Source organism: Nocardioides solisilvae (assembly GCF_003194625.1).
In the GTDB taxonomy this organism is placed as follows: Bacteria; Actinomycetota; Actinomycetes; order Propionibacteriales; family Nocardioidaceae; genus Nocardioides; species Nocardioides solisilvae.
On sequence record NZ_QHKX01000004.1, the window covers coordinates 372,910 to 396,342 of the forward strand.

Below are 23,433 nucleotides of genomic sequence, written 5' to 3' on the forward strand. Positions count from 1 at the left end.
CCCATGATTCGCCGTACCGTCATGCCCGTGGCGTCCCTCGCCGCCGGCGCCGTCCTGCTCCTCGCCGGCTGTGCCGGTGCCCCGGAGGCGAAGTCGGAGGCCGCCGAGCCCGACGCCCGCTTCCCCGTCTCCGTCGACAACTGCGACCACGACGTCGTCGTCGAGTCCGCCCCCGAGCGGGTGGTGACCCTGAACCAGGGCGCGACCGAGGTGGTCCTCGCGCTCGGGCTCGGCGACCGCCTCGCCGGCACCGCCTACCTCGACGACGCGATCTCCGAGCGCTGGGCCGCGGAGTACGAGAAGGTCCCGGTGCTGGCCGAGGAGTACCCCACCCACGAGGCCGTCCTGGAGGCCGAGCCCGACCTGGTGTACGCCTCCTACGCCTCCGCCTTCGACAAGGGCGTCGCCGGAGACCGTTCCGCCCTGGCGGGCTCGGGGACCGCGTCGTACCTGTCCCCCTTCGGGTGCCCCGAGGAGGACCAGCGCCCCGACCCGACGTTCGACGCCGTGTGGCAGGAGCTGCACGACGTCGCCGCCCTGCTGGGCGAGCCCGACCGCTCGCAGTCGGTCGTGGCCGAGCAGCGAGAGACCCTCGACGCCGTCAGCGAGGAGGCTGCCGGTGCCGGGCTCACCGCCCTGTGGTACGACTCGGGCGACAAGACGCCTCTGGTCGGCGGCGGGCTGAGCGGGCCCCAGCTGATCCTCGACGCTGTCGGCGCGGAGAACATGTTCGAGGACGTGCAGCGGGGCTGGGGCGAGGGCAGCTGGGAGGACGTCCTGGCCGTCGACCCCGACGTCATCGTGCTCGCCGACGCCAGCTGGTCCTCGGCCGCCGAGAAGCGCGCCTACCTCGAGAAGGACCCGGTGCTCAGCGAGCTGACCGCGGTGCAGGAGGGCGCGTTCGTGACCGTGGCCTACTCCGAGTCCACGCCGGGGGTGCGGATGGTCGACGGCGCGGCCGCCGTGGCCGGCCAGCTGGCCGACCTCGGGCTCCAGGGGTGAGCCCGGCTCGCCGTACGGCGGGCCGGTCCCTCCTCGTGGCGACGCTCGCCGTGCTGTCCCTCGTGGCCAGCGCGGCCGTCGCGCTGGCCCTCGGCTCGGTGGACGTCCCGCTGAGCCGGGTGCTGGCGGTGCTGGTGCGGCGCCTCGGCGGCGACGGCGGTGGCGTCACCGTCCTGGAGGACCAGCTCGTCTGGCAGCTGCGGCTCCCCCGGGTCCTGGGTGCCGTCGCGGTGGGGGCGGTGCTCGCGCTGTGCGGCGCCGTCCTCCAGTCGCTGACCCGCAACGACTTGGCCGACCCGTTCCTCCTCGGTGTCTCCAGCGGGGCCACCGTCGGTGCCGTGACCGTCATGGTCCTGGGGATCGGCGTTGGCGGGCTGGTGGCCAGCACGGCCGTGTCGACCGCCGCGTTCGCTGGTGCGCTGGCCGCCCTCGCCGTGGTGCTGCTCATCGCCGCGGCCGGCGGCCGGGGGCTGAGCCCGCACCGCACCGTGCTGGCCGGCGTCGCCGTGGCCTACCTGTGCAGCGCCTACACGTCCGTCGTGGTGATCATGCATGGCGAGGGCGACGCCGCCCGCCGGGTGCTGAGCTGGACGCTCGGCTCGCTCGCCGGGCTGCGCTGGGAGAGCACGCTCGTGCTGCTGGCCGCGGCAGCGGTGGCGCTCGTCTGGTTCAGCGCGTACGCCGAGCGGCTGGACGCCTTCACCTTCGGCGAGGTCTCCGCCCTCTCCCTGGGGGTGCCGGTCACCGCGACGCGCTGGGTCCTCATGGTCGCCACGGCCCTGGTCACCGCGACCACCGTGGCCTACGCCGGCGTCATCGGCTTCGTCGGCCTGGTCGTCCCGCACCTCGTCCGACCCCTGGTGGGGCACCGACACGTGGCCGTCCTGCCCGCCTCGGCGTGGGGCGGGGCGGTCCTGCTCGTGTGGGCCGACACCGCCGCGCGTTCGCTGGTGGACCGCCAGGAAGTGCCCATCGGCGCCCTGACCGCCCTCCTGGGCGTGCCCGTCCTGATCTGGCTGATGGCGAGGAGGCCACGCACATGACCCACCGCGACCGATGTGTCCACGGGGCCACCCCCGACCTGAGCGCCGAGGGGCTCTCGGTCCGACTCGGCGACCGCACCGTCCTCGACGACGTGCAGGTGCTCGCCAAGGGCGGCCGGGTGACCGGACTGCTCGGACCCAACGGCTCCGGGAAGACGACCCTCCTGCACGTGCTGGCCGGACTCCGCAGGCCCGACCGAGGCACCGTGCTGGTCGGCGACGTCGCCGTCCGCACCCTGTCCCACCGACGCCGCGCGCGGACCATCGCCCTCGTCGAGCAGCACGCCGCCACCACCACCGACCTGACCGTGCGCCAGGTGGTAGCCCTCGGCCGTCTCCCGCACCGGCGGATGCTCGGCGGGCCGGGCAGCGACCCGGGTGCCGGGGTGGTCGACGACGTCCTCGGCCTCGTTGGGCTCACCCACCTCGCGGACCGCGGCTGGACCACCCTCTCCGGCGGCGAACGCCAGCGCGCCCACCTCGCCCGCACCCTCGCCCAGCAGCCCGAGGTGCTGCTCCTGGACGAGCCGACCAACCACCTCGATCTCGGGCAGCAGCTGCGATTCCTGTCCCTGGCCCGCGAGCTGGGACTCACCACCGTCGCCGCCCTGCACGACCTCGAGCTCGCCACGGCGTTCTGCGACGACGTGGTCGTGCTCGACGGGGGCCGGGTCCGCGGCCAGGGCCCGGTCGACACCACCCTGACCGCCCCGCTGCTGCGGGAGGTCTATCGGGTCGAGGCGTCCCTCGATCCTCACCCCCGCCTGGACCGGCACCACCTGGTCTGGGACGGCCACGTCGAGGAGACCGCATGACCGTCCACGTCCTCGTCGGCACCTCCCCCGCCGACGCCGCCCGCCGCACCGAGCTCGCCGGTCTGGCCCACCGCCTCGGTGCCGAGCTCGCCTTTCTGCAGCTGGCATCCCCCGCCCTGACCACCCGGCTCACCCAGCTCGCCGACGCCGGGGCCGAGCGCTTGGTCCTCGTCGGCGTCAGCGGGGGGACCAGCGGACCCGGGGTCTCGTGGCTGCGCCGGATCGCGGCGCACTGGTGGCGCGACCGCGGCGAGGGAGCACCGGAGGTGGCGACCGCGCCGGCCTTCATGGCTGCGGAGTCCGAGTGGGGACCGCTGGGCGACCTGGCGCGTCCGATCACGCACCGCGGACCCGGGCTCACCTCCGCCGCCTGGGAGGACGTCCCCGGTCACCGCCACCAGGTGCTGGTGTGCCGTGGTCCCCGTTGCAGCGCCGCGGGCGCCGAGGAGACCTCCACCGCCCTCGTGCTGGCCCTGATGCGCGCGGGGCTCGGCGACGACGACGTGCTGGTGACGCAGACCGGCTGCCAGTTCCCGTGCAACCACGCCCCGGTGGTCACCGTGCAGCCGGACGACGTCTGGTACGGCCGCGTCGACCCACCGGCCGCCGACCAGCTGGTGGCCGACCACCTCGCCGGGGGCTCCCCCGTCGAGGCGCTGCGGCTAGCGCGCGTGCGTCGGGAGCCGTGAGGCCAACCCGGCGGCGCCGAGGACGGCGGCCCACCCGACGCGCCGCGCCAGCGCTGTGCCGCGCGGGACGTCTCTCGCCTCGACTCCCCGCCCGTCGCCCATCGTCGGCCGATGCTCGACGCGGTCGCCGTACCGGTTGACGCCGCCGAGGGTCACTCCGAGCGCCCCCGCGAACGCCGACTCCACGATGCCGGCGTTCGGGCTGGGGTGCGCGCGGGCGTCCCGGCGCCAGGCGCGACGGGCGTCCCTGGCGCGTTGCGGAGCCGCCGCGAGCACCAGCACGGCCGCGTACCGGGAGCCCGGCAGGTTGAGCAGGTCGTCCAGCCGGGCGGAGGCCTTGCCGAACCGTTCGTACCGAGCGTTGTGATGACCCACCATCGCGTCGAGGGTGTTCGCTGCCCGGTGCGCGAGCAGACCGGGCACCCCCGCGACCGCACCCCAGAACAGCGCGGCGGTGACGGCGTCGGAGGTGTTCTCGGCCACGGATTCAACGACTGCACGCGCCACCTCCTCCGACGACAGCGACGACGTCTCCCGGCCGACGAGGTGCGTGAGACGGTGACGGGCTCCCGGCAGGTCGTCCGCCGCGAGGTACCGGTGCACGGCGAGCGCCTCGCGCTCCAGGCTCCGCCCACCCAGCACCGTCCACGTGGCCACTGCCGTGCTCGCCGCCTGCAGCACCGGCCGGTTCCACGTCGCCCTCTCCACGCCCACCCCGAGCAGCGCCGCGCCGCCCACGAGCGTGGCGGCGTGCAGGACGCCACGCGGCACCGAGTCACCGTGCAACCCGTTCTCCACGTGGCGTGCGAGGCTGCCGAAGAGCGCGACCGGGTGCCCCCGGCGGGGGTCGCCCCACGCCCGGTCGGCCGCGAACCCGACCAGCAAGCCCAGCGCCCGGGCGCGGCTCATCGGGGACTCACCCGACCGGAGGAGCAGCGGCCGGCACCGGCCGTCCCGGCGGGCAGCGTGTCGAGCGCGTCGAGCGCGTCGAGCGCGTCGAGCAGCCTCACGGTCGTCTCCGGCGGGCGCACCGCGATCCGGACCATGTCGGCGGTCAGGCCCGGGAACGTGTCCCCCCGCCGCACCGCGATGCCACGCTCACGGAGCCGGGTGCGCACCCCGGGGCCCAGGCGGGCGAGCACGAAGGAGGCCTCCGAGCCGACCACGTCGACGCCGCGGGCGGTGAGCCCCTCGACCAGGACGGCGCGCCACTGCACCACCCGGGCGGCGCGGCGGGCCGACTCGGCGACGGCCCGGGGGGTGGCACACGCGACCGCGGCGCGCACGGCGAGGGTCGAGACCGACCACGGCACCTGCTGGGCCGCCAATCCGGCGATGCTGCGGTCGTTGCCGAGCAGGTAGCCGAGTCGGACGCCGGGCATCGACCACTGCTTGGTGAGGCTGCGCACCACCAGGAGTCCTCGGCGGCGGTCGCGGGCGAGGGACTCGCGCTCGTCCTCCACCGTGTCCATGAAGGCCTCGTCCACGACCACTACCCGCTTGGGCCGGCGGAGGCGAAGGATGTCGGCCGCGGGGTGGAGGACCCCGGTGGGGTTCGTGGGGTTGCCCAGCATGACCAGGTCCGCGTCCTCTGGCACGGAGTCCGGGTCCAGCCGGTAGCCGTCCTCGGGTCGACAGTGGACGACCGTGACCCGGTGACCGGCCCGTTCGAGGGCGGCGTGGGGCTCGGTGAACTGGGGATGGACGACCACGACGTGGCGCCACGGCTTGTAGCGGGCGACGAGGTCGAAGGCCTCGGCCGCCCCGGCCGTCACCAGCACCTCCTCGGTACGCCGGTGGTGGAGGTCGGCGATGGCCTCCCGGGCGGGCGCGACGTCGGGGTAGGCGATCGACTCCCGGAGGCCGGCCTCCAGGGCGGACTCGAGCCACGCCGGCCGGGGCTCCGGGTGGACGTTGACCGCGAGGTCCAGCAGCCCGGGTCCGACCTCTCGGTCGCCGTGGTGGAGCAGGGGTGCCACCGGGACGGGATCCGGGTCGGTGACGACGAGGTCCGTGCCGGGGACGGGCGTGGGTGGGTCGACGAGCGGTCGCGCCGCGGCGGCCGCGCGGGCGAACCGCTCGGCCATGACGGGGTGTCCCGCCCAGTGCAGGTGCAGGTAGGAGGCGTGCAGCGTGGCCGAGGTGGCGCCGATCAGCTCCCCGTCCAGGTCCCAGGCGGGCGCCCAGCCGCGGGCGGGCCGGGTCAGCGCGGTGCGGTGGAACTCGTGCCCGCGCACCTCCTCCCCCTGTCGGGTGAGGAGGTTGTCGCTTGCCGACCGGGCGACCGGGTAGCGCAGCGTGAGCCGCTCGGACATCGCCGCCTCGGCTCCGATCACCCCCGCCATCCGCGTGCCGTCGAGCGAGTCGAGCAGGTAGAGCAGACCCGCGCACTCGGCCACGGTGGGCAGACCGTCGCGGACGGCGTCGCCCACCTGGGCGAGCAGCCTCGTGTTGGCGGCCAGCTCCGCGGCATGGACCTCGGGGAAGCCACCGCCGAGCAGGAGCGCCCGGGTGCCCGACGGCAGCGCCGGGTCGCGGAGGGGGTCGAAAGTGGCCACGGCACACCCGGCGGCGGTCAGCAGTTCGGTGGTCTCGGCGTACGAGAACGTGAACGCCCGTCCGGCGGCCACGGCGACCACCGGGGCCCCCTCGGCGACGACGCCGACCTCCCGGCGAGGGTCCCACGGCTCGGCGTCCAGGTCGGGGGCGCTGGCCGCCACCTCCAGCACCGCGTCGAGGTCGACGTGCCGGGCCACCAGCTCGCCCAACCGGGCCACCACCTCGGCGGCACCGTCCCGCTCGGCTGCGGGGACGAGCCCGAGGTGCCGGGAGGGGGCGGAGATCGACTCGTCGCGCGGCACCACCCCGAGCACCGGGACACGCAGGGAGCGCTTCACCTCGGCGACGTTGCGAGGGGAGCCGGCTCGGTTGAGCACGACACCGACCACCTCGACCCCCGGGTCGTAGACGGCCATCCCGGCCACGAGGGCACCCACGGACCGCGACATCCGGGCGATGTCGACCACCAGGATCACTGGGGTGCGGGTCAGGCGGGCCACGTGGGCGGTCGAGGCGAAGCCGTTCGCGCCGATCCGTCCGTCGTGCAGCCCCATCACGCCCTCGACGACCGCGACGTCCGCCGCCCGGGCACCGTGGAGCAGCAGGGGGACGACCCGGTCCTCACCCACCAGGTGCGGGTCGAGATTGCGGCCCGGCCTCCCGGTGGCCAGGGCGTGGTAGCCGGGGTCGATGTAGTCGGGACCGACCTTGTGGCCCGACACCGCCAACCCCCGGTCGCGCAGCGCGGCCATCAACCCGGTCGCGATCGTCGTCTTCCCCTGCCCGGTGGACGGGGCCGCGACGACCACCCTCGGCAGCCTCATCGGCACGTCCTCACCACTCGATGCCCCGCTGGCCCTTCTGGCCGGCGTCCATCGGGTGCTTCACCTTGCCCATCTCGGTCACCAGGTCGGCCACCTGGAGCAGCTCGGGCGCGGCCCGGCGGCCGGTGACGACGACGTGCTGGCGGCCGGGACGGTCACGCAGCGTGGACACGACGTCCTCGAGGTCCACCCATCCCCAGGCGATGGGGTAGGTGAACTCGTCCAGCACGTAGAGGTCGTGGGTCTCGGCGGCGAGGCGGCGCTTGATCTCCTGCCAGCCCTCGGCCGCGGCGCGGGCGTGGTCCTCGGTGTCGCCCTGCTTCTTGGTCCACGACCACCCGGCTCCCATCTTGTGCCACTCGACTGGGCCGCCCTCGCCGGTCTCCTCGTGCAGCCGCCCCAGGCGCTCGAGCACGGTCTGCTCGCCGATGCGCCACTTGGCGGACTTCACGAACTGGAAGACCCCGACGTTCCACCCCTGGTTCCACCCGCGGAGGGCCAGGCCGAACGCGGCGGTCGACTTCCCCTTGCCGTCGCCGGTGTGGACCATCAGCAGGGGACGGTTGCGGCGCTGGCGGGTGGTGAGCCCGTCGTCGGGCACGGTCAGCGGCTGTCCCTGGGGCATCAGACGGTCTCCTCGATCAGTGGGTGGGAGGCGGCGAATCGGGCCACCTCCCCGATGACGGTGACGGCGGGCGGGGCGATCCCCGCCGCGCGCTGGGCGATGTCGCGCAAGGGGGCGCTGATGACCTCCTGGTCGGGGTGGCCCCCGCGCGCCACCACGGCGGCCGGCGTGTCGGCGGCCATGCCGTGGGCAAGGAGGCGGTCCGCGATGTCGTGCAGGTTGGCGACCCCCATCAGCACGACGAGGGTGGTGCGCGAGGCGACGAGGGCGGCGTAGTCGAGGGTGGACGCCGGGTGGTCGGGGGGCACGTGGCCGGAGAGCACGGTGAACCCCTGGACCAGGCCCCGGTGGGTGACCGGGATGCCGGCGAGCGCGGGGACAGCCACCGAAGCGCTGACGCCCGGCACCACCCGCACGTCGACGCCGGCCGCCGCGCAGGCCTGCAGCTCCTCCATGCCGCGACCGAAGACGAACCCGTCGCCACCCTTGAGGCGGACGACACGGCGGCCCGCGCGAGCGTGCTCGACAAGGAGCTCGTTGATCCGCTCCTGGGGGGTGAAGGCTCCCCGTGGCAGCTTGGCGACGTCCACCACCTCCGCCTCGGGGCGCGCCCACGCCAGCGCGTCGGCCGGGGCGAGGTGGTCGACCAGGAGGACGTCGGCCTGCTCGACCGCGGCCCGGCCCGCGACCGTCATCAACCCGGCGTCCCCGGGCCCCCCGCCCACCAGGACCACCGTGCCGGGCCGCAGCTCGGCGAGGGTCCCCATCACGCCACCCGCCCGGAGACGACGTCGACGAGTCCGTCGGCGCTCACCTCACCGACCGGCAGGTGCTCGGCGCGGAGGTGACCGGCCAGGGTCCTGGCCAGGCCCATCCGCAGGGGGCCCTGCTCGCAGTCCACCACCACCGACGGGACACCGAGTGCCGCCACGTGCGCCGCCGCGGACCTGGATCGCTCCACCGCATCGGGACCGGAGGTGGCGCGGCCGTCGGTGACGAGGAGGAGCAGCGGTCGGACCCGCGGGTCGCGCAGCCGCTCGCGGCGCAACACCCGGTCGGCCTCGAGCAACCCCTCGGCCAGCGGGGTGCGTCCCCCGGCAGGAAGCTCGTCGAGCAGCCGCGCGGCGATCTCGACCGACCCGGTCGGAGGCAGGACGAGCTCCGCGGCCCCGCCCCGGAAGCTCACCAGCGCCACCCGGTCGCGACGTCGATAGGCGTCGGTGAGCAGGGACAGCACCGCCGTCTTCACCTGCACCATGCGGCGGCGCGCCGCCATCGACCCGGAGGCGTCCACGCAGAAGACCAGGAGGTTGGACTCCCGCCCCTCCCGGACCGCCGTGCGCAGGTCACCGGCCTCGAGCACCACCCGCTGGCCCGTGCGATCAGCCCTCCCGCTGGACGCGTGGCGCTCCGCGGCGGCCATCAGCGTCTGCACGAGGTGGAGGGAGCCGGTGCCGGTTCCGCTGCCCACCCGGCGTCCGGAGGACCCCAGGGCGCGGCTGCGACGCCCGGGGCTTCCCTGTCCCACCCCGTCGACGGTGAGCAGCCTCGGACGGTACGGCGTCGCGGCACGGTGGACGGTCCCCTCGCCGGCAGGCGGGGCTCCGTGGGCGGGTCTCGGCTCGTGCCCCAGCTCGGGTTCGGGATCCTCACTCCCGGTCCCGCCCTCGCCATCCGTCTCGGGCTGGCCATCGGCCTCCTCCGACCGGGCCGCCGGTTCCTCGACGTCCTCGCCGCTCGGTCCGCTCGGGTCGTCCGCGGGCGGTCCGGACGCGTCATGGCCGGCGTCGGTAGCCTCGTCGTGGCCAGCCTCGTCGCCGTCGTCCTCCCCGCCGGACGGGTCAGGCGGGGGCTCGGGCAGCTCGTCGTCGCCCAGCACCCGGTCGAGGAGGTCCTCGTCCAGCCCGGGGGCGTCGAACGGGTTGCGCCGGCGCCGGTGCGGGAGGGCCAGCAGCGCCGCCGCGCGGATGTCGGCGCGGGTGACGTGCCGGCGTCCCGCCCATGCCGCGTGGGCGACGGCCGCCCGGGCGGTGACGATGTCGGCGCGCAGGCCGTCGACCTCGAAAGCGGCGCAGACCTCGGCGATCTTGAGCAGCGCGCCGTCCCCGAGCAGCACCTCCGCGACCCGGCCACGGGCCTCCGCGATACGCCGGGTCAGGGCCGCCTGACGCGACGCGTAGGCGGCGGCGAACGTGGCAGGGTCGCGGTCGAACGCCAGGCGTCGGCGCACGACCTCGACCCGCGACGCGGGGTCGCGGGACGCGGCCACCTCGACGGTGAGACCGAACCGGTCGAGCAGCTGCGGCCGGAGCTCGCCCTCCTCCGGGTTCATCGTGCCGATCAGCACGAACCTCGCGGCGTGACCGAGCGACACCCCGTCGCGCTCGACGCTGACCTGGCCGGTGGCAGCGGCGTCGAGCAGCAGGTCGACCAGGTGGTCGTGGAGCAGGTTGACCTCGTCGACGTAGAGCACGCCGCGGTGGGCGCGGGCGAGGAGTCCCGGCTCGAACTCGACGGCTCCGGTGGTGAGCGCCTTCTCCAGGTGCAGGGAGCCGAGGACCCGGTCCTCGGTGGCGCCGACCGGCAGCTCGACCAGCCGCACCGGCCGAGTCACCGCCTCGCCCGCGAACGGACCGTCCGGCGACTGCGCGGCCGGGTCGCGGGGGTCGACCGAGAACCGGTCGCCCTCGTGCACCTCGATCCGGGGCAGCACCTCGGCCAGCCCACGGACGGTGGTCGACTTCGCGGTGCCCTTCTCCCCGCGGACCAGGACGCCGCCGATCTCGGGGCTGAGGGCGGTCAGGACGAGGGCCAGACCCATGTCGTCGAGTCCCGAGCCCGTCGTGGGGTCGTAGTCGCAGCCGACGACGGCAGAAAAGGGGTACTTCGTTGGCACGTGAGGCTCCCGCTCGCTAGGCCATTGCAGTGGCTGCGCGAGGCCGGTCTTCGGACTTCGTCGGGTCACTCCTGGTGGAGTGCTCGACTCACCGCAGCGGGCCTGTGCCGGACTCTCACCGGCTTCCCAGATTCTCCCCGTTGCCCGTCCCCACCGTCTCCGATGGCTGGGGCGCGAGGGCACCTCACGCTGGACCGCACGATAGCCTCCCGTCCCGTGGCCGACGCGACTGACCCCAGTGCTGGACACGTCCTGACGGTCGTGGGAGTCGACGCCGACGGTGTCCTGGACCCCGCGGTGGCCGAGCTCGTCCGCGACGCGGAGGTGCTGCTCGGAGGCCGCCGCCACCTCGCCCTCGTCCCGGAGGTGAAAGGGCAGCGGAAGGTCGTGTGGCCCTCACCCCTGGCCGAGAACCTGGACCGGCTCCTGGCCGAGGTGCACGGGCGCCGAGTCGTGGCACTCGCCTCCGGGGACCCGACGCTCTCGGGGGTCGGGACGACCTTGGTCAGGGCGCTGGGCGCCGACGCCGTGCGCATCGTCCCGGCCGTCTCGTCCGTCGCGCTGGCCAGGGCGCGGATGGGCTGGTCGGCCGAGGAGTCGGTGGTGGTCACGCTCGTGGGGCGGCACGAGGCCCGGCTGCTGCGCGAGCTCGCGCCCGGCCGGCGGCTCCTGCTCCTGACCTCCGGGTCCGGCACCCCCGCGGTGGTCGCCGACCTCCTCGGCGCCGCCGGGCACGGCGACGCTCCCATGACGGTGCTGGGAGAGCTCGGGGGTCAGGACGAGTCCCGGGTGACGCGTCCGGCGCGCGAGTGGCTCGCTGTCCCGGCCGCCGAGGTGCCACCCCTGCACGTGCTGGCCGTCGAAGTCCCGGTCGCCGGGCCCTGGCGGTCGGCCTGGACCGCCGGCCTCCCCGACGACGCCTTCGAGCACGACGGCCAGCTGACCAGGCGCGACCTCCGCGCCTCCGCCCTGGCCCGCCTGTCCCCAGCGCCCGGGCAGCACCTCTGGGACGTCGGCGCAGGAGCGGGGTCGGTCGGCATCGAGTGGATGCGCGCGCACCCCACCTGCCGGACGACGTCCGTCGAGGCCCACCCCGAGCGGGCCGCGAGAATCAGCCGGAACGCCGCCCGGCTCGGCGTCCCGGACCTGCGCGTGGTCGAGGGCCGCGCGCCCGCGGCGCTCGCTGGGCTGACGCCGCCGGACGCCGTCTTCCTCGGCGGCGGCGCCACCCGTCCCGGCGTGCTCGACGCCTGCCTCGACGCCCTGCGCGAGGGCGGGCGTCTAGTGGTGCACGGGGTAACCCTGGAGACCGAGGCCCTGCTCGCCGACGCCTACCGGACCCACGGCGGGGAGCTGACCCGCCTGGCCGTGGAGACGACGGCCCCGGTCGGCACCTTCACCGGCTGGACCCCGGCGCGCACCGTCACCCAGTGGAGCCTCACCCGCTGACCTCTCCCCCGGCGCCGGGCGGGCGGCCGGCAACCCTCAGCCGTCGAAGCGCTCCTCGTGAAGCACCGATCCCAACGGGGCCCGGCCGCGCCACCCGAGGCGTTCCAGGTCGGGAACCTCCGGCACGTCCGCGACCGGACCGACGCACAACCAGGCGACCGGGCGGACGTGCGCGGGGAAGCCGACCAGGTCCCGCAGGAACTCCTCACGGTAGAAGCTCACCCAGCCCACGCCGATCCCCTCGGCCGTCGCGGCCAGCCACAGGTTCTGGATCGCCAGGCACACCGAGTACAGGCCGGTGTCCGCGATCGCGTGTCGCCCCAGCACCTGCGACCCGGCGGTGGTCGGGTCGTGGCCGACCACGACCCCGAGGCCCGACTCGACGATCCCCTCCACCTTGATCCGGGCGAACGTCTCGGCGCGCTCCCCGGACAACGAGCCGGCGAAGACCTGCCGCTCCGTCGCCACGTGGTCCCGGAACGTCGCGAGCACGTCCGGGTCGCGCACGGTGACGAAGACCCACGGCTGGGACATGCCGACGCTCGGAGCGCGGTGGGCGGCCTCGAGGACGCGCCAAAGCACCTCCTCGGGGACGGGCTCCCCGGTGAACTCCGCCCGGGTGTCGCGCCGCCTGGCAATCGCCTCGTAGAGGTCCATCAACGTGCCCACCGCTTGGTGGACCGGTCCCGGTCGGCGCTGTAGAGGTAGGACTCACCGCCCTCGCGCAGTCCCACCGGGGCGAGCGCCCTCCCCACCAGGATCACCGCTGCCTGACGCAGCCCGGCCTCCTCCACGCGGTCGGCGATGTCGGCGACCGTGCCGCGCAGCACCAGCTCGTCCGGCTGGCTGGCGCGGTGCACCACGACCACCGGGCAGTCCCCGCCGACTTCGGTTGCGACCTCGGCCATCAGCTCCCTGGTCCGGGTGATCGCCAGGTGGAGCACCAGGGTCGCCCCCGTCGCCGCGAAGTCGGTCAGCGACTCCCCCTGGCCCATCGGGGTCGAGCGGGCCCTGGTGCGGGTGAGCACCACCGACTGCGCGACGAGCGGCACCGTCAGCTCGCTGCCCACGACCGCGGCCGCGGCGGCGTACGCCGGAACACCGGGCACGACCCGCCACGCGACCCCGGCCGCCTCGAGCCGCCTGGTCTGCTCGTGCAGGGCAGAGTAGAGCGACGGGTCACCCGAGGTGAGCCGGACGACCTGCCCCCCCGCCCGGGAACCCTCGACCAGGTGGCCGGTGATCTGGTCCAGGTCCAGGTGCTGGGTGTCGACGAGCCGGGCGCGCGGGCCGCAGTGGGACAGGACGTCAGGGTCGAGGTAGGTGCCGGGGAACAGCACCAGGTCGGCCTCGGCGAGCAGCCGGGTGGCCCGCACGGTGAGCAGGTCGGCGGCACCGGGACCAGCCCCGACGAAGTGCACCGTCACCGCACGAACCTCGGGGTCCAGACCCCCGCCGCCGACACGCGTGTCGACGTCGCCCCCACGATGAGCAGGCACTTCATGTCAATGCTTGCCGGGTCGAGGGCGCCCAGGGTGGTCACGGTGAGCGACTCCTCGGCACGACCGACGTCCCGACCCACCACGACGACGGTGCCGGGGTCGCGGTGCTCCAGCAGGGTCTTGCGGGCCCAGGCGACCTGCTCGGTGCGGCTGCGGGAGGCCGGGTTGTAGAGGGCCACGACGAGGTCGGCCTCGGCGACGGCGCGGAGCCGCTTCTCGACCACCTCCCACGGCTTGAGCCGGTCCGAGAGGCTCATCACCGCGAAGTCCGCGCCGATCGGTGCCCCCGCGCGGGCAGCGACCGCCTGGACGGCGCTGACCCCCGGCAGCACGCGGATGGAGACGTCGGCGAAGCGCGGGTCCTCCGCAGCCTCGAAGACCGCGGCGGCCATGCCGAAGACGCCGGCGTCGCCCCCGGAGACCACGGCGACGCGCTCGCCGCGTCGGGCGAGGTCGAGGGCGTACGCGGCCCGGTCCACCTCCACGGTGTTGCCCGAGGCGTGCCGGGTCAGACCTTCCCGCTGCGGGACCCGGTTGACGTAGGGCCCGTAGCCGACGACGTGGTCCACCTGCTCCAGCGCCGCGCTCACCTCAGGGGTGAGCCAGTGCTCCGGTCCGGGACCGAGGCCCACGACCAGCACCTCGGCCTGCTCGGACGCCGGGGCGGCCGAGACGATCGACTCAGAGCCGGTGCGCGAACGGCGCCCGTTCAGGCTGTCCCCCGTCACCACGATCAGCGAGAAGTAGGGCACCGAGGTCTCGTCCACCTCGGCGACCGGTCGCCACTGCTCCTCCGGCATCGAGGCGCGCTCCACGTAGAGGGCGTGGTCCAGCCTTCCCGCGGCAGCGAGCGCACGCCGTACGGCGGGGAACGTGCGGCCGAGCTTCATGATCACCGCCCCGTCGGTGTCGGCGAGGCGTCGCGCGAGCTCCGGTTCGGGCAGGGTCCCGGGCAGCACGGTGAGGACGTCGGTCTGCCGGACCAGCGGGCTGGCGGTGGTGGCGGTGGCGGCGAGGAAGGCCGGGACGCCGGGCACGACCTCCGTGGGGAACCGGTCGGAGAGCCGGTCGTGCATGTACATGTAGGACCCGTAGAACAGCGGGTCGCCCTCGGCCAGCAGCACCACGTCCCGGCCGGCTTCCAGGTGAGCGGCGAGCCGCGAGGCCGCCTCTTCGTAGAACTCCGCCAGGACGCCGGTGTAGCCGCCGGGGTGGTCGGTGGTCCCCGTCGTCACCGGGTAGACCAGCCGCTCCTCGAGGACGCCGGCGGGGAACAGGCCGGCCGCGGTCCGCCGGGCGTTGGACTCCTTGCCGCGGGCGCAGTGGTAGGCGACCACGTCGGCGGTCTCGATCAGCCGGGCCGCCTTCAGCGTGATGAGCTCAGGGTCACCGGGTCCGACGCCCACGCCGGAGAAGCGTCCGGTGAGCCGGGACACCGCCGCCGTGCTCACTCCGCCTCCTGGGCGATCGCGTTGAGCGCGGACGACGTCATGGCCGACCCGCCGCGACGGCCCCGGACCGTCACGAAGGGGACGTCGATGCCGTGGTCGTCCCGGAAGGCGACCAGCGCCTCCTTGGACTCCTCCGCCCCGATGAAGCCGACCGGGCACCCGACGATCGCCGCGGGTCGCGGCGCCCCGTCGACGAGCATCTCCAGCAGGTGGAAGAGGGCGGTGGGCGCGTTGCCGATCGCGACCACGGCACCCTCCAGGCGCGGCTCCCAGAGCGAGACGGCGGCGGCGGTCCGCGTGGTCCCCCACTCCTCGGCCAGGCTCGGGACCTCGGGTTCGTTGAGCGTGCACACCACGTCGTTGTCGGCGGGCAGCCGGCTGCGGGTGACGCCCTTGACGACCATGGTGGCGTCGCACAGGATCGGCGCGCCCGCCTCGAGGGCGGCGCGGGCGGCCGGGACCAGGCGCGGGTCGACGACGAGGTCCCGGACGAGGTCCACCTGCCCGCTCCCGTGGATCATCCGCACGGCGAGCTTCTCAGCCTGCGCCGGTACGTCGCGGAGGTCGGACTCGCGCCTGATGGTGGCGAACGAGTCGAGGTAGATGGCGGCACCGCGGTCGACGTAGTCGTAGTGTCGTCGCGGGCGCCGGGGACCGGCGGTGGTGGTCTGGGTCATGGGGTCTCCTCGGGGACGAACACGCCACGCCAGGGCGTGACGACGACGGTGGGGGCGGCATCGAGCAGGCCGGCCACCGCTGCGTGGTCCAGGCCCTCGGGCGGGACGGGCAGGTGACGCCCGCCGGTGACGGACCCGTACGGCGGTGCCGGCGACGGCGGCGGTAGGTCACGGTGCGGGAGGCGCTCCTCGACGAGGGGGATGTCGAGCTCCCGGACGTGCCACGGCGCCTCGCGGCCTCGGCCACGAAGCTGGAGGAACCGGCGGGCAAGACCAGCGAGGTGCAGGTGGGCCTCGACCAGGGGGACGACCTGACCCCACCCCTCCCCCACCCGGAGCTGCGCTCGGTCGGGGTCCAGGGCGACGAGGCCGAGGTCGCAGGACCGGTTCCGCAGGTCCCCGCTGCCGTCGTCCAGGACGAACAGGAAGCGACCCGGGAGCCGTCCCAGGTGCGGGTCGGCACAGATCGTCGCGTCCAGGGCGTCGACGACCGGCCGCAGGTCCGCGCGCCCACCCGCCACTCCGGTGCGGGGCGAGGCCATGATGTTGCGGGCCAGTTCGTGGGCGCGGCTGGGGAGCAGGCCGGTGCCCTCGAGGGCGGACAACACCTCGTCGGGCAGCACCTTTGTGCCTGGAAGGGCGGGCATCGCCCGGACCTGGAGGTTGGTGCGGGTGGTGACGTGCACCTTCCCGTCGCCGTGCTCCTGAGCCACGCCGACGAGCCGCGCCAGCGCGGACGTGGCCACCCTGCCCCCTGGGAGCCGCAGCCGCACGAGGAGCCCGTCGTCGGCGGGCCAGGGGCGCAGGGCGCCGGGGCAACGGTCTGGTCGATGCCGGTTCACGGGAGTCGTTCACCTTGTTCTGAGTCCGGGCCCGTACGCGGGACCCACCTTGACCCGACGACGGGTGTCGTCAGGGCCAGCAGGTCTTCGGACTCGGATCATCCGGGAGAGGACGCCTTCCCAGGGTCCGAAGACCCCAGTGGCTGCCGTTGCCGGCGTGTCCTTCCCGTCCCCTCACCGCTGCGCGTCAGTTCCGGATTCGCACCGGATTCCCTGACTCCGTTGTGGCGGAGCACGACTGGCTGGGAGCGAGGCTACCGCGCACCCCCGTCGTCCACATGACACCCCCCGGCCCAGGGCAAGCACTGCCGTCTTGTCCAGTCGACCGTCCTGGCGCCAGTGGACGTCGCCAGACGGGAGGAGATCCGTCGGGGCACCGAAGTGCCGGACTCGTAGAACCTGCAGCCACTCGCATACTCTTCACGGGCCAACCTTCGGGATCCGCAACCCGACGTCGCCGGCCTGGGTGGCGACCAGACGCGGGCGTGATCCGTTGCGCTCGGCGACCCGCTTGTCTGTGCGTTCGTAGCGACCCGCACCGATGACCTCGGCGGCCTCGGCCTCGATCAGCTCCTGAAGAACCAGGCGGACCGATTCACGGATCAGATCCACGCCGTCACCAGCACGAAACGCGTCGAGCAGCTCGGACAGGGCAGACTGGGACAAGGTCATCGGCGGGTCTCCTTCAGTGTGTCACTTGGTCGTTTCACACCGAAGATCCCGCCGATGACCGCCTACTTCACGCAGCCTCGCCGGACCTCAATTCCCCACCACTCCACGGGACGTACCTCGAAGGGCCGGCAACACGAGGGTGCGCATGTCACGCTCATAGAGTTCACGGGTGCTGGCCGCTACCCGGTCCTCGAGCTCGAGGTCCTCGAGCCAGACCTCGACCAACTTGCCGAATGTGGTGTCGGGAGTGAGTTCGCCCATCCCGCTCGCATAACGGCCGCGTCGAGCGATCTTCTCCTTGAGCTTCCGTTCCGCGGCCTTGCGCGTGGCCGCGGTGGCTTCGACGGGGCGCAGCTGTCCATCGTCGTCGCGAAAACGGGTCCGGGCCCGCACGCTGCCGTTCGGATTGGACCTGAAGTCGATCTCCCCGAAGGTGCCGATCGGCGTTCGGGGCCTAGCCACGGGTCGCTACCGATCCGCGGGCGGGTGCCCCGGCGATTCTTCGCGATGGTCGGTCAGCCAGGCGCGGACGTCGCCGACAGCGAACTTCAGCGACCGGCCTACCCGGATGGCGCACGGGCCTTTGCCTGCGACTCGCCAGTCGTAGATCGTGGCAACGGGCACACCGAGGTACTCGGCGAGCTCTTCGATGTTCATCAGCGGCTCCAGGCCGCGTCCGGTAGAGGTCTCGGTGGTCATACCCCTCAGGTGGGCAGAGCCGTCCAAGACGACCGGAGGGGTCCGTGAGCGGTCCGCAGCAGGCACCCGGGTCAGCCGGACGAGAGGCCCAGGGACGGGGTTGATGGAGAGTTTGTGGAGAGGGGTTCAAATCTTCGAGTCTTTCCTGAGCGGAAACCCGCGACTCTCCGAGACCCGAACCCGCTCTGACCAGCATGTTTGCTGGTCAGAGCCGGATTTGATCGGTCGGGCTGACAGGATTTGAACCTGCGACCCCTTGACCCCCAGTCAAGTGCGCTACCAAGCTGCGCTACAGCCCGATGGCCCTCCGAGGAGGACCGGGAGGAACCTTACCCCAGGCGGCGGCGGGGCGGCGCATCGGGCCCGCCGGGGTGTCCCTGGTCAGCTGGGGTGGCCCGTGCGGGCCGCTCGTCCTCGGTGCCCCACCCGGCTGCGCGGGCGGGAATGGCCCGTCCGGGTCATCTCCCGCCGTTCCGCCGGTGGCCGCGGGCGCAGCGCCACACGATGGGCTGGTCCGTCCCTGCGCGAGGAAACCCAGCCATGACGACCACGCACGCCGAGTCCCCCTCCCCCAACCGTCCCGTGCCACGCGCGCCGTCGCACCGCGCGGAGCGACGAGGCGGAACCCTTCGCGCTCTCCGCCTCCTCGTGCTGACCGGGGCGCTCGCCGGGGCCCTGCTGGCCAGCGGGGTCCTGCTGGCCCCCCGCGCCCACGCGGCGTACCTCGACGAGGTCACCCGCGAGTCGGTCGCGGCGCAGCGGCAGGAGGCGCGGCTGGAGCGGCTCCTCGCCCGCCGCGTCGCCGCCCGCGAGCGGGCGCTCGCGGGCCTCGAGCGGCAGGCGGCGGAGTGGTCCCGGGAGCTGGCCGACCGGCACGCGACGCTGACGGAGCTCGGCTACGAGGGCGACCCCGAGCAGGTGGAGGTCGTGCTCCCGCTCGCCTCCTACCGACTCTCGGCCAGCTTCGGCGCCGCCGGGGACCTGTGGGTCCGGGACCACACCGGCCAGGACTTCGGGGCCTCCTCGGGCACCCCGTTGCACGCCGTGGCCGACGCCGTGGTGCTCTCGGTCGGGGACGCCGGCGCCTACGGCCTGCGCACCGTCCTGGCGCTCCCCGACGGCACGCAGGTCTGGTACTGCCACCAGCTGACCGCCCTGGTCGCCCCCGGCGAGACCGTGGAGCTCGCCGAGACCATCGGGATGGTCGGCTCGACGGGCAACTCCACCGGTCCGCACCTGCACCTGGAGGTGCGCGACCCGTCGGGCGTCGCGCTCGACCCCATGGAGTGGCTCACCGCGTACGGCGTCACGCCCTGACCGCGGTCCGGTTCCCGGAGGCTGCCCGGGAGCCGCGACGGCTCAGCGCTTGCGCTTCTCCCGCGGCCGCTGCTGCAGGACGATCGGGGTGCCCGCGAAGCCGAACTCCTCGCGCAGCCGCCGCTCGATGAAGCGCTCGTAGCCCGCGTCCAGCTTGCCGCTGGTGAAGAGGATGAACGTGGGCGGCGCCGTGCTGGCCTGGGTGCCGAAGAGGATCTTGGGCTGCTTGCCGCCGCGCACGGGGTGGGGCTGCTCGGCCACGAGCCGGCCGAGGAAGGTGTTGAGCGCCCCCGTGCCGATCCGCGTCTCCCAGCCCTCGAGCGCCTTGTCGAGCGCCGGCACGAGCCGGTCCACGTGCCAGCCGGTCCGCGCCGTGATGTTGATCCGCGGCGCCCAGCGCACCTGCACGAGGTCCCGCTCGATCTCCCGCTCGAGGTAGTAGCGGCGCTCCTCGTCGACGAGGTCCCACTTGTTGAAGGCGATGACGAGCGCCCGGCCGGCCTCGCGGATCGTCTGGATGATCCGCATGTCCTGCTCGGAGATCGACTGCCCCCCGTCGACGACCAGGACGGCGACCTCGGCCCGGTCGATGGCGTTGGTGGTCCGCAGGGACGCGTAGTACTCGTGGCCGGACGCCGTCTTGACCCGCTTGCGGATGCCGGCGGTGTCGATGAACCGCCAGGTGCGCCCGCCCAGCTCGATCAGCTCGTCGACGGGGTCGACGGTGGTGCCGGCGACGTTGTCGACGACGACCCGCTCCTCCCCGGCCAGTCGGTTGAGCAGGCTGGACTTGCCGACGTTGGGGCGACCCACGATCGCGATCCGCCGAGGACCGCCCACCTCGTCGAGCCGCTCCGGCGGCGTCTCGGGAAGAGCGGCGAGGATGGCGTCGAGCATGTCGCCGCTGCCCCGCCCGTGCAGCGCCGAGACCGGGAAGGGCTCGCCGAGGCCGAGGTTCCACAGGCCGTGGGCCTCCGTCTCGGTGCGCTGGTCGTCGACCTTGTTGGCCGCGAGCACCACCGGCTTGCCGGACCTGCGCAGCACCTTGACGACCGCCTCGTCGGCGTCGGTGATGCCGACCGTGGCGTCGACGACGAAGAGCACGGCGTCGGCCAGCGAGACCGCGACCTCCGCCTGGCCGGCGATCTGCTCCGCCAGGCCGCGGGCGTCGGGGTCCCAGCCGCCCGTGTCCACCACCGTGAAGGCGCGGCCGTTCCAGTTGGCGTCGTAGGAGACGCGGTCCCGGGTCACCCCGGGACGGTCCTCCACGACGGCTTCACGGCGGCCGATGATCCGGTTCACCAGGGTGGACTTGCCCACGTTGGGACGGCCGACCACCGCCAGGATCGGGACGGGACCCAGGGAGGTGGTCTCCTCGAGCGGCTCGGTCATGGTGTTCCTCGATTCACGAACCCGGTGTCCGGGTCCTTCTCGGTCTGGCCGGCCGGGAGTGGCCCCGGCAGGTCTCGCCCGGTCAGGGCGCAGGCGCGGTCCAGCTCATCGCGCATGTGCTGGAGCAGCAACGCCGAGGCGTGCAGCAGTTGTTCCCTCCGGCGCGGCCACGGCTGGGCGGTCACGGTCCAGGGCTCCCCGAAGACGACGTCGAGCCGCGACCCGCGCGGCGGCACGGAGCCCGAGGCCCCGCCGGGCAGGCGGGTCCCGAGGAAGGTGGTCGGCACGACGGGGGCGCCGGTGACGAGCGCGAGGTACGCCGCCCCGTGGTGGAAGCGGGACAGGTCGCCCGCCCCTCGGGTCCCCTCGGGGAAGACGCCGACCGCCCCGCCGTCGCGCAGCACCCGCAGGCACTGCCGGACCGCCGCCTTGTCGGGGTGGAACCGGTCGACCGGCACCTGGCCCGCGCGGTGCAGCAGGCGGCCCAAGGGGCCGGAGAACATCTCGGACTTGGTCAGGGCATGCACCGGTCGCGGCGCCAGCACCGCGAGCAGGGGCCCGTCGAGGATCCCGATGTGGTTGCCCGCGACGATGACGGGACCGGCGGTCGGCACCCGGTCGCTCCCTGACACGCGTACGTCGTACCAGCGGCCGACCACGCGGCGCGCCAGCGGCCGGCCCCGGACGAGCAGCCGCGTCGGCGGGTGCCGCTCGCTGCTCCGCGGCAGCTCGGCCAGGGTCATGCCGGACTCTCCACCGCCCGGACGAGCTCGACGACCTGGGCGACGACCTCCTCGAGGGAGTAGCCGGTGGTGTCCAGCTGGACCGCACCGTCGGCCTGCACCAGCGGCGCGGTCCGCCGCGTGGAGTCGATGGCGTCCCGGGCCAGCAGCGACGCCTCGGTCGCCGCGACGTCGGAGCCGCCCTCCTCGAGCGCGCGCCGGGCCGCACGGGCGGCGGGGTCGGCGGTGAGGAAGACCTTGACGTCGGCGTCGGGCGCCACGACCGAGCCGATGTCGCGACCCTCGACGACGATCCCGCCGTCGCCGATCGCCGCGCGCTGCAGCTCGAGCAGGCGGGCGCGCACCTGCGGAACGGCGCTGACGGGGCTCACCGCGGCGTTGACCTCGTCGCTGCGGATCGCCACCGACACGTCGGTGCCGTCGACGGTGATGGTGGGGGCGTCGGGGTCGGTGCCGGAGACGACCTCGGGCTCGCCGGCACGGGCGGCGACGGCGTCGGCGTCGTGGACGTCGACCCCCGCCTGCAGCATCCACCAGGTCACGGCCCGGAACATGGCCCCCGTGTCGAGGTAGCGCAGGCCCAGCGCCCGGGCGACGCCGCGCGAGGTGCTCGACTTGCCGGACCCGGACGGCCCGTCGATCGCGATGACCGGACGGGGCGTGGGGGCGTGCGTCGTGCTCACCGCGGGGGCGCTCCTTGCTGGGTGCTGACCAGGACCGAGGGCCGACGGGGCGGACCCGCCCGTGCCCTGCCCGCGCAGCCTACCGGTGGGTGACCCAGCCCCGTGACTCCAGGGAGTCGCGCAGGTGCGGCTCGCGGGCCTCGGCCACGACGAGCTCCACCAGGCCCACCGGGCGCCCCGGGTCGTGGTCGATCCGCACGTCCTCGATGTTGACCTCCGCGGCGCCCGCGTCGGCGAACAGCCGGGCCAGCTCGCCGGGCGTGTCCGGGACCGCCACGAAGACCGAGGCGACGGGGAGGGCGGGCCCCCCGTGCTTGCCGGGGATCGCGCGGGTGCCCTCGACCCCGTGGGCGAGGAGCTCGCGCAGGCGGTCCCGCTCCCCCGTCCGGACGGCGTCCAGGAGGACGTCGAGCTGCTCGCGCACCTCGCCCAGCACCTCGAGCACCGCGCCCGAGTTGGCCGCGACGATCTGCTCCCACATCCGCGGGTCGCTGGCCGCCACGCGGGTCACGTCGCGCACGCCCTGCCCCGACAGGGCCAGGTCGCCGGGAGGGGCACCGCGGAGGCGGCCGGCCACCAGCACGGCCGCCAGGTGCGGCAGGTGCGAGGTGCGGGCCACGGCCCGGTCGTGCTCGTCGGGCCCCAGCTCCACCACGACCGCGCCGCAGAGCAGCGCGAGGCCCCGGACGGTCTCCACCGCGGCGGGCAGGCTGCCGGGGTGCGGCACGACCGCCCACGGCCGGCCGTCGAAGAGCGCGGCCGAGGCGGCGAGGGGGCCGGACCGCTCGCTGCCCGCCATCGGGTGGCTGCCGACGTAACGGGCCGCGAGCTCGGGACCCACCCGGTCGAGCACCTCGGCCAGCGGCCGGGACTTCACGCTCCCCACGTCGGTCACCACCGCGTCGCTGCGACCCAGCGCGTCGACGACGGCCTCGCCGAGCCGGTCCGGCGGGACGGCGACCACGACGAGCGCGGGCCGGTCGTCCGGCCTCCGCGGACGGCCGGCGCCCAGCCCGCTGGCGGTCCGCAGGTGCTCGTCGGAGACGTCGCTGAGCAGCACCTCGAGGCCCGCGGCGCGGCAGGCCAGCGCGATGGACGTCCCGAGCAGGCCGGTCCCGACGACCTCGACGGGCCCGGTGACCGTCACGGCTGCTCGCCGCCGGGCACCTCGCGGACCCGGGCGAGGTCGCGTCGCAGGGCGGCCGCGCCGTGCAGGTAGATGTGGGTGACGTCGGCGCGCGGCAGGTCGGTCTCGACGTGGGCCAGCATCCGCACGACGCGCGGCATCGAGCCGGCGATCTCCAGCTCGCGGGCGCACATGAGCGGGACGTCGGAGAAGCCCAGCTGCCGGGCGGCGTAGGCGGGGAACTCGGCGACCAGGTCGCTGGTGGCGGTGAAGATGACGGAGATGAAGTCGTCCACCGTCAGGTCGTTGGCGGCGAGGACCTCCTGCACCATCTCGGCCACCCGCTCGAGCATGTGCTCGCGGCTGTCCTCCTCGAGCTGGGTGGCTCCGCGCACGGCGCGCACGCTCACGACTGTCTCCTCACGGG

The 23,433-nt window shown here is 74.4% G+C and carries 23 protein-coding genes, 1 tRNA gene, 1 pseudogene and 2 riboswitches; of the genes and pseudogenes, 6 read left to right on the top strand and 19 right to left on the bottom strand.

What is annotated here, in order from left to right; all coding sequences use genetic code 11:
- Nucleotides 1–21 precede the first annotated feature (21 nt).
- The 4 genes from DNK53_RS17065 to DNK53_RS17080 are packed head-to-tail and all read left to right on the top strand — an operon-like array spanning nucleotide 22 to nucleotide 3,549.
- The gene (locus DNK53_RS17065) at nucleotides 22–1,002 is read left to right on the top strand and encodes an ABC transporter substrate-binding protein (protein WP_420846512.1); all 981 of its coding nucleotides are present in this window, start codon (nucleotides 22–24) and stop codon (nucleotides 1,000–1,002) included.
- Nucleotides 999–2,045, top strand: a complete 1,047-nt coding sequence (locus DNK53_RS17070; protein ID WP_110183507.1) for a FecCD family ABC transporter permease — start codon at nucleotides 999–1,001, stop codon at nucleotides 2,043–2,045. The genes DNK53_RS17065 and DNK53_RS17070 overlap by 4 nt, the downstream gene beginning before the upstream one ends.
- Nucleotides 2,042–2,860 carry an ABC transporter ATP-binding protein gene (locus DNK53_RS17075; RefSeq protein ID WP_110183508.1) on the top strand — a complete coding sequence of 273 codons (819 nt, stop codon included), beginning with the start codon at nucleotides 2,042–2,044 and terminating at the stop codon, nucleotides 2,858–2,860. Before DNK53_RS17070 ends, DNK53_RS17075 begins: the two co-directional genes overlap by 4 nt.
- Nucleotides 2,857–3,549 carry a (2Fe-2S) ferredoxin domain-containing protein gene (locus tag DNK53_RS17080; RefSeq protein ID WP_110183509.1) on the top strand — a complete coding sequence of 231 codons (693 nt, stop codon included), beginning with the start codon at nucleotides 2,857–2,859 and terminating at the stop codon, nucleotides 3,547–3,549. Before DNK53_RS17075 ends, DNK53_RS17080 begins: the two co-directional genes overlap by 4 nt.
- Here the strand turns inward: DNK53_RS17080 and cbiB are convergent.
- The 5 genes from cbiB to DNK53_RS17105 are packed head-to-tail and all read right to left on the bottom strand — an operon-like array spanning nucleotide 3,523 to nucleotide 10,453.
- Nucleotides 3,523–4,458, bottom strand: coding sequence for an adenosylcobinamide-phosphate synthase CbiB (cbiB, locus tag DNK53_RS17085; RefSeq protein WP_110183510.1), 936 nt, complete (start codon nucleotides 4,456–4,458; stop codon nucleotides 3,523–3,525). The two genes, DNK53_RS17080 and cbiB, sit on opposite strands and share 27 nt — an antisense overlap.
- On the bottom strand, nucleotides 4,455–6,932 hold the full coding sequence (locus DNK53_RS17090; RefSeq protein ID WP_110183511.1) for a bifunctional hydrogenobyrinic acid a,c-diamide synthase/histidinol phosphate aminotransferase CobBC: 2,478 nt from the start codon (nucleotides 6,930–6,932) through the stop codon (nucleotides 4,455–4,457). Before DNK53_RS17090 ends, cbiB begins: the two co-directional genes overlap by 4 nt.
- A 10-nt stretch (nucleotides 6,933–6,942) precedes the next feature.
- Complete coding sequence (gene cobO / locus DNK53_RS17095; RefSeq protein WP_110183512.1) at nucleotides 6,943–7,557, bottom strand: cob(I)yrinic acid a,c-diamide adenosyltransferase; 615 nt, start codon at nucleotides 7,555–7,557, stop codon at nucleotides 6,943–6,945.
- Entirely contained in the window at nucleotides 7,557–8,324 is a 768-nt protein-coding gene (gene cobA, locus DNK53_RS17100; protein ID WP_110183513.1) for a uroporphyrinogen-III C-methyltransferase, read from the bottom strand. Before cobA ends, cobO begins: the two co-directional genes overlap by 1 nt.
- Nucleotides 8,324–10,453, bottom strand: coding sequence for a VWA domain-containing protein (locus tag DNK53_RS17105; protein WP_338041061.1), 2,130 nt, complete (start codon nucleotides 10,451–10,453; stop codon nucleotides 8,324–8,326). The genes cobA and DNK53_RS17105 overlap by 1 nt, the downstream gene beginning before the upstream one ends.
- A 24-nt stretch (nucleotides 10,454–10,477) precedes the next feature.
- Nucleotides 10,478–10,616, bottom strand: a riboswitch (cobalamin riboswitch).
- A 53-nt stretch (nucleotides 10,617–10,669) separates the two neighbouring features.
- Between DNK53_RS17105 and cbiE the strand changes: the two genes are divergently transcribed.
- A complete protein-coding gene (gene cbiE, locus DNK53_RS17110) occupies nucleotides 10,670–11,902 on the top strand; it encodes a precorrin-6y C5,15-methyltransferase (decarboxylating) subunit CbiE (protein ID WP_239456613.1) in 1,233 nt (410 codons plus the stop codon).
- Nucleotides 11,903–11,938: 36 nt separating this feature from the next.
- Here the strand turns inward: cbiE and bluB are convergent, their stop codons facing one another.
- From bluB to DNK53_RS17155, 9 genes and pseudogenes are all read right to left on the bottom strand, one after another.
- Complete coding sequence (gene bluB / locus DNK53_RS17115) at nucleotides 11,939–12,559, bottom strand: 5,6-dimethylbenzimidazole synthase (protein ID WP_110183515.1); 621 nt, start codon at nucleotides 12,557–12,559, stop codon at nucleotides 11,939–11,941.
- Nucleotides 12,559–13,329 carry a cobalt-precorrin-4/precorrin-4 C(11)-methyltransferase gene (locus tag DNK53_RS17120; protein WP_204163991.1) on the bottom strand — a complete coding sequence of 257 codons (771 nt, stop codon included), beginning with the start codon at nucleotides 13,327–13,329 and terminating at the stop codon, nucleotides 12,559–12,561. Before DNK53_RS17120 ends, bluB begins: the two co-directional genes overlap by 1 nt.
- Complete coding sequence (locus tag DNK53_RS17125; RefSeq protein WP_239456614.1) at nucleotides 13,326–14,855, bottom strand: precorrin-2 C(20)-methyltransferase; 1,530 nt, start codon at nucleotides 14,853–14,855, stop codon at nucleotides 13,326–13,328. Before DNK53_RS17125 ends, DNK53_RS17120 begins: the two co-directional genes overlap by 4 nt.
- Nucleotides 14,852–15,532 carry a precorrin-8X methylmutase gene (locus DNK53_RS17130; protein WP_110183516.1) on the bottom strand — a complete coding sequence of 227 codons (681 nt, stop codon included), beginning with the start codon at nucleotides 15,530–15,532 and terminating at the stop codon, nucleotides 14,852–14,854. Before DNK53_RS17130 ends, DNK53_RS17125 begins: the two co-directional genes overlap by 4 nt.
- Complete coding sequence (locus DNK53_RS17135) at nucleotides 15,529–16,374, bottom strand: nitrite reductase (protein ID WP_110183517.1); 846 nt, start codon at nucleotides 16,372–16,374, stop codon at nucleotides 15,529–15,531. Before DNK53_RS17135 ends, DNK53_RS17130 begins: the two co-directional genes overlap by 4 nt.
- Before the next feature lie 61 nt (nucleotides 16,375–16,435).
- Nucleotides 16,436–16,632: riboswitch (cobalamin riboswitch) on the bottom strand.
- Between the two features lie 171 nt (nucleotides 16,633–16,803).
- Nucleotides 16,804–17,046 (bottom strand): annotated as a pseudogene (locus tag DNK53_RS17140) (transposase); the annotation flags it as partial.
- 87 nt (nucleotides 17,047–17,133) lie between these two features.
- The gene (locus DNK53_RS17145) at nucleotides 17,134–17,508 is read right to left on the bottom strand and encodes a hypothetical protein (protein ID WP_110183518.1); all 375 of its coding nucleotides are present in this window, start codon (nucleotides 17,506–17,508) and stop codon (nucleotides 17,134–17,136) included.
- A 6-nt stretch (nucleotides 17,509–17,514) separates the two neighbouring features.
- The gene (locus DNK53_RS17150; protein ID WP_239456616.1) at nucleotides 17,515–17,745 is read right to left on the bottom strand and encodes a helix-turn-helix transcriptional regulator; all 231 of its coding nucleotides are present in this window, start codon (nucleotides 17,743–17,745) and stop codon (nucleotides 17,515–17,517) included.
- A 225-nt stretch (nucleotides 17,746–17,970) separates the two neighbouring features.
- Nucleotides 17,971–18,044: transfer RNA gene (locus DNK53_RS17155), tRNA-Pro, on the bottom strand.
- 241 nt (nucleotides 18,045–18,285) lie between these two features.
- Between DNK53_RS17155 and DNK53_RS17160 the strand changes: the two genes are divergently transcribed.
- Nucleotides 18,286–19,062, top strand: coding sequence for a M23 family metallopeptidase (locus tag DNK53_RS17160; protein WP_162599996.1), 777 nt, complete (start codon nucleotides 18,286–18,288; stop codon nucleotides 19,060–19,062).
- Between the two features lie 42 nt (nucleotides 19,063–19,104).
- Here the strand turns inward: DNK53_RS17160 and der are convergent, their stop codons facing one another.
- From der to aroH, 5 genes are all read right to left on the bottom strand, one after another.
- The gene (gene der, locus DNK53_RS17165; RefSeq protein WP_110183520.1) at nucleotides 19,105–20,454 is read right to left on the bottom strand and encodes a ribosome biogenesis GTPase Der; all 1,350 of its coding nucleotides are present in this window, start codon (nucleotides 20,452–20,454) and stop codon (nucleotides 19,105–19,107) included.
- The gene (locus tag DNK53_RS17170; RefSeq protein WP_110183521.1) at nucleotides 20,451–21,197 is read right to left on the bottom strand and encodes a lysophospholipid acyltransferase family protein; all 747 of its coding nucleotides are present in this window, start codon (nucleotides 21,195–21,197) and stop codon (nucleotides 20,451–20,453) included. The genes der and DNK53_RS17170 overlap by 4 nt, the downstream gene beginning before the upstream one ends.
- Nucleotides 21,194–21,880, bottom strand: coding sequence for a (d)CMP kinase (cmk, locus tag DNK53_RS17175; RefSeq protein ID WP_110183522.1), 687 nt, complete (start codon nucleotides 21,878–21,880; stop codon nucleotides 21,194–21,196). The genes DNK53_RS17170 and cmk overlap by 4 nt, the downstream gene beginning before the upstream one ends.
- Before the next feature lie 79 nt (nucleotides 21,881–21,959).
- Entirely contained in the window at nucleotides 21,960–23,027 is a 1,068-nt protein-coding gene (locus tag DNK53_RS17180; protein ID WP_110183523.1) for a prephenate dehydrogenase, read from the bottom strand.
- On the bottom strand, nucleotides 23,024–23,416 hold the full coding sequence (aroH, locus tag DNK53_RS17185) for a chorismate mutase (RefSeq protein ID WP_110183524.1): 393 nt from the start codon (nucleotides 23,414–23,416) through the stop codon (nucleotides 23,024–23,026). Before aroH ends, DNK53_RS17180 begins: the two co-directional genes overlap by 4 nt.
- Between the last annotated feature and the right edge of the window lie 17 nt (nucleotides 23,417–23,433).

Excerpts from the sequence above, each read along its gene's own strand:
- DNK53_RS17075 (WP_110183508.1), top strand. The coding sequence starts at position 2,042 with ATGACCCACCGCGACCGATGTGTCCACGGGGCCACCCCCGACCTGAGC.
- cobA (WP_110183513.1), bottom strand. The coding sequence starts at position 8,324 with ATGGGGACCCTCGCCGAGCTGCGGCCCGGCACGGTGGTCCTGGTGGGC.
- cbiB (WP_110183510.1), bottom strand. The coding sequence starts at position 4,458 with ATGAGCCGCGCCCGGGCGCTGGGCTTGCTGGTCGGGTTCGCGGCCGAC.
- DNK53_RS17130 (WP_110183516.1), bottom strand. The coding sequence starts at position 15,532 with ATGACCCAGACCACCACCGCCGGTCCCCGGCGCCCGCGACGACACTAC.
- DNK53_RS17170 (WP_110183521.1), bottom strand. The coding sequence starts at position 21,197 with ATGACCCTGGCCGAGCTGCCGCGGAGCAGCGAGCGGCACCCGCCGACG.
- DNK53_RS17080 (WP_110183509.1), top strand. The coding sequence starts at position 2,857 with ATGACCGTCCACGTCCTCGTCGGCACCTCCCCCGCCGACGCCGCCCGC.
- cobO (WP_110183512.1), bottom strand. The coding sequence starts at position 7,557 with ATGCCCCAGGGACAGCCGCTGACCGTGCCCGACGACGGGCTCACCACC.
- DNK53_RS17160 (WP_162599996.1), top strand. The coding sequence starts at position 18,286 with ATGACGACCACGCACGCCGAGTCCCCCTCCCCCAACCGTCCCGTGCCA.
- DNK53_RS17065 (WP_420846512.1), top strand. The coding sequence starts at position 22 with ATGCCCGTGGCGTCCCTCGCCGCCGGCGCCGTCCTGCTCCTCGCCGGC.
- bluB (WP_110183515.1), bottom strand. The coding sequence starts at position 12,559 with ATGGACCTCTACGAGGCGATTGCCAGGCGGCGCGACACCCGGGCGGAG.
- DNK53_RS17090 (WP_110183511.1), bottom strand. The coding sequence starts at position 6,932 with ATGAGGCTGCCGAGGGTGGTCGTCGCGGCCCCGTCCACCGGGCAGGGG.
- der (WP_110183520.1), bottom strand. The coding sequence starts at position 20,454 with ATGACCGAGCCGCTCGAGGAGACCACCTCCCTGGGTCCCGTCCCGATC.
- DNK53_RS17150 (WP_239456616.1), bottom strand. The coding sequence starts at position 17,745 with ATGACCACCGAGACCTCTACCGGACGCGGCCTGGAGCCGCTGATGAAC.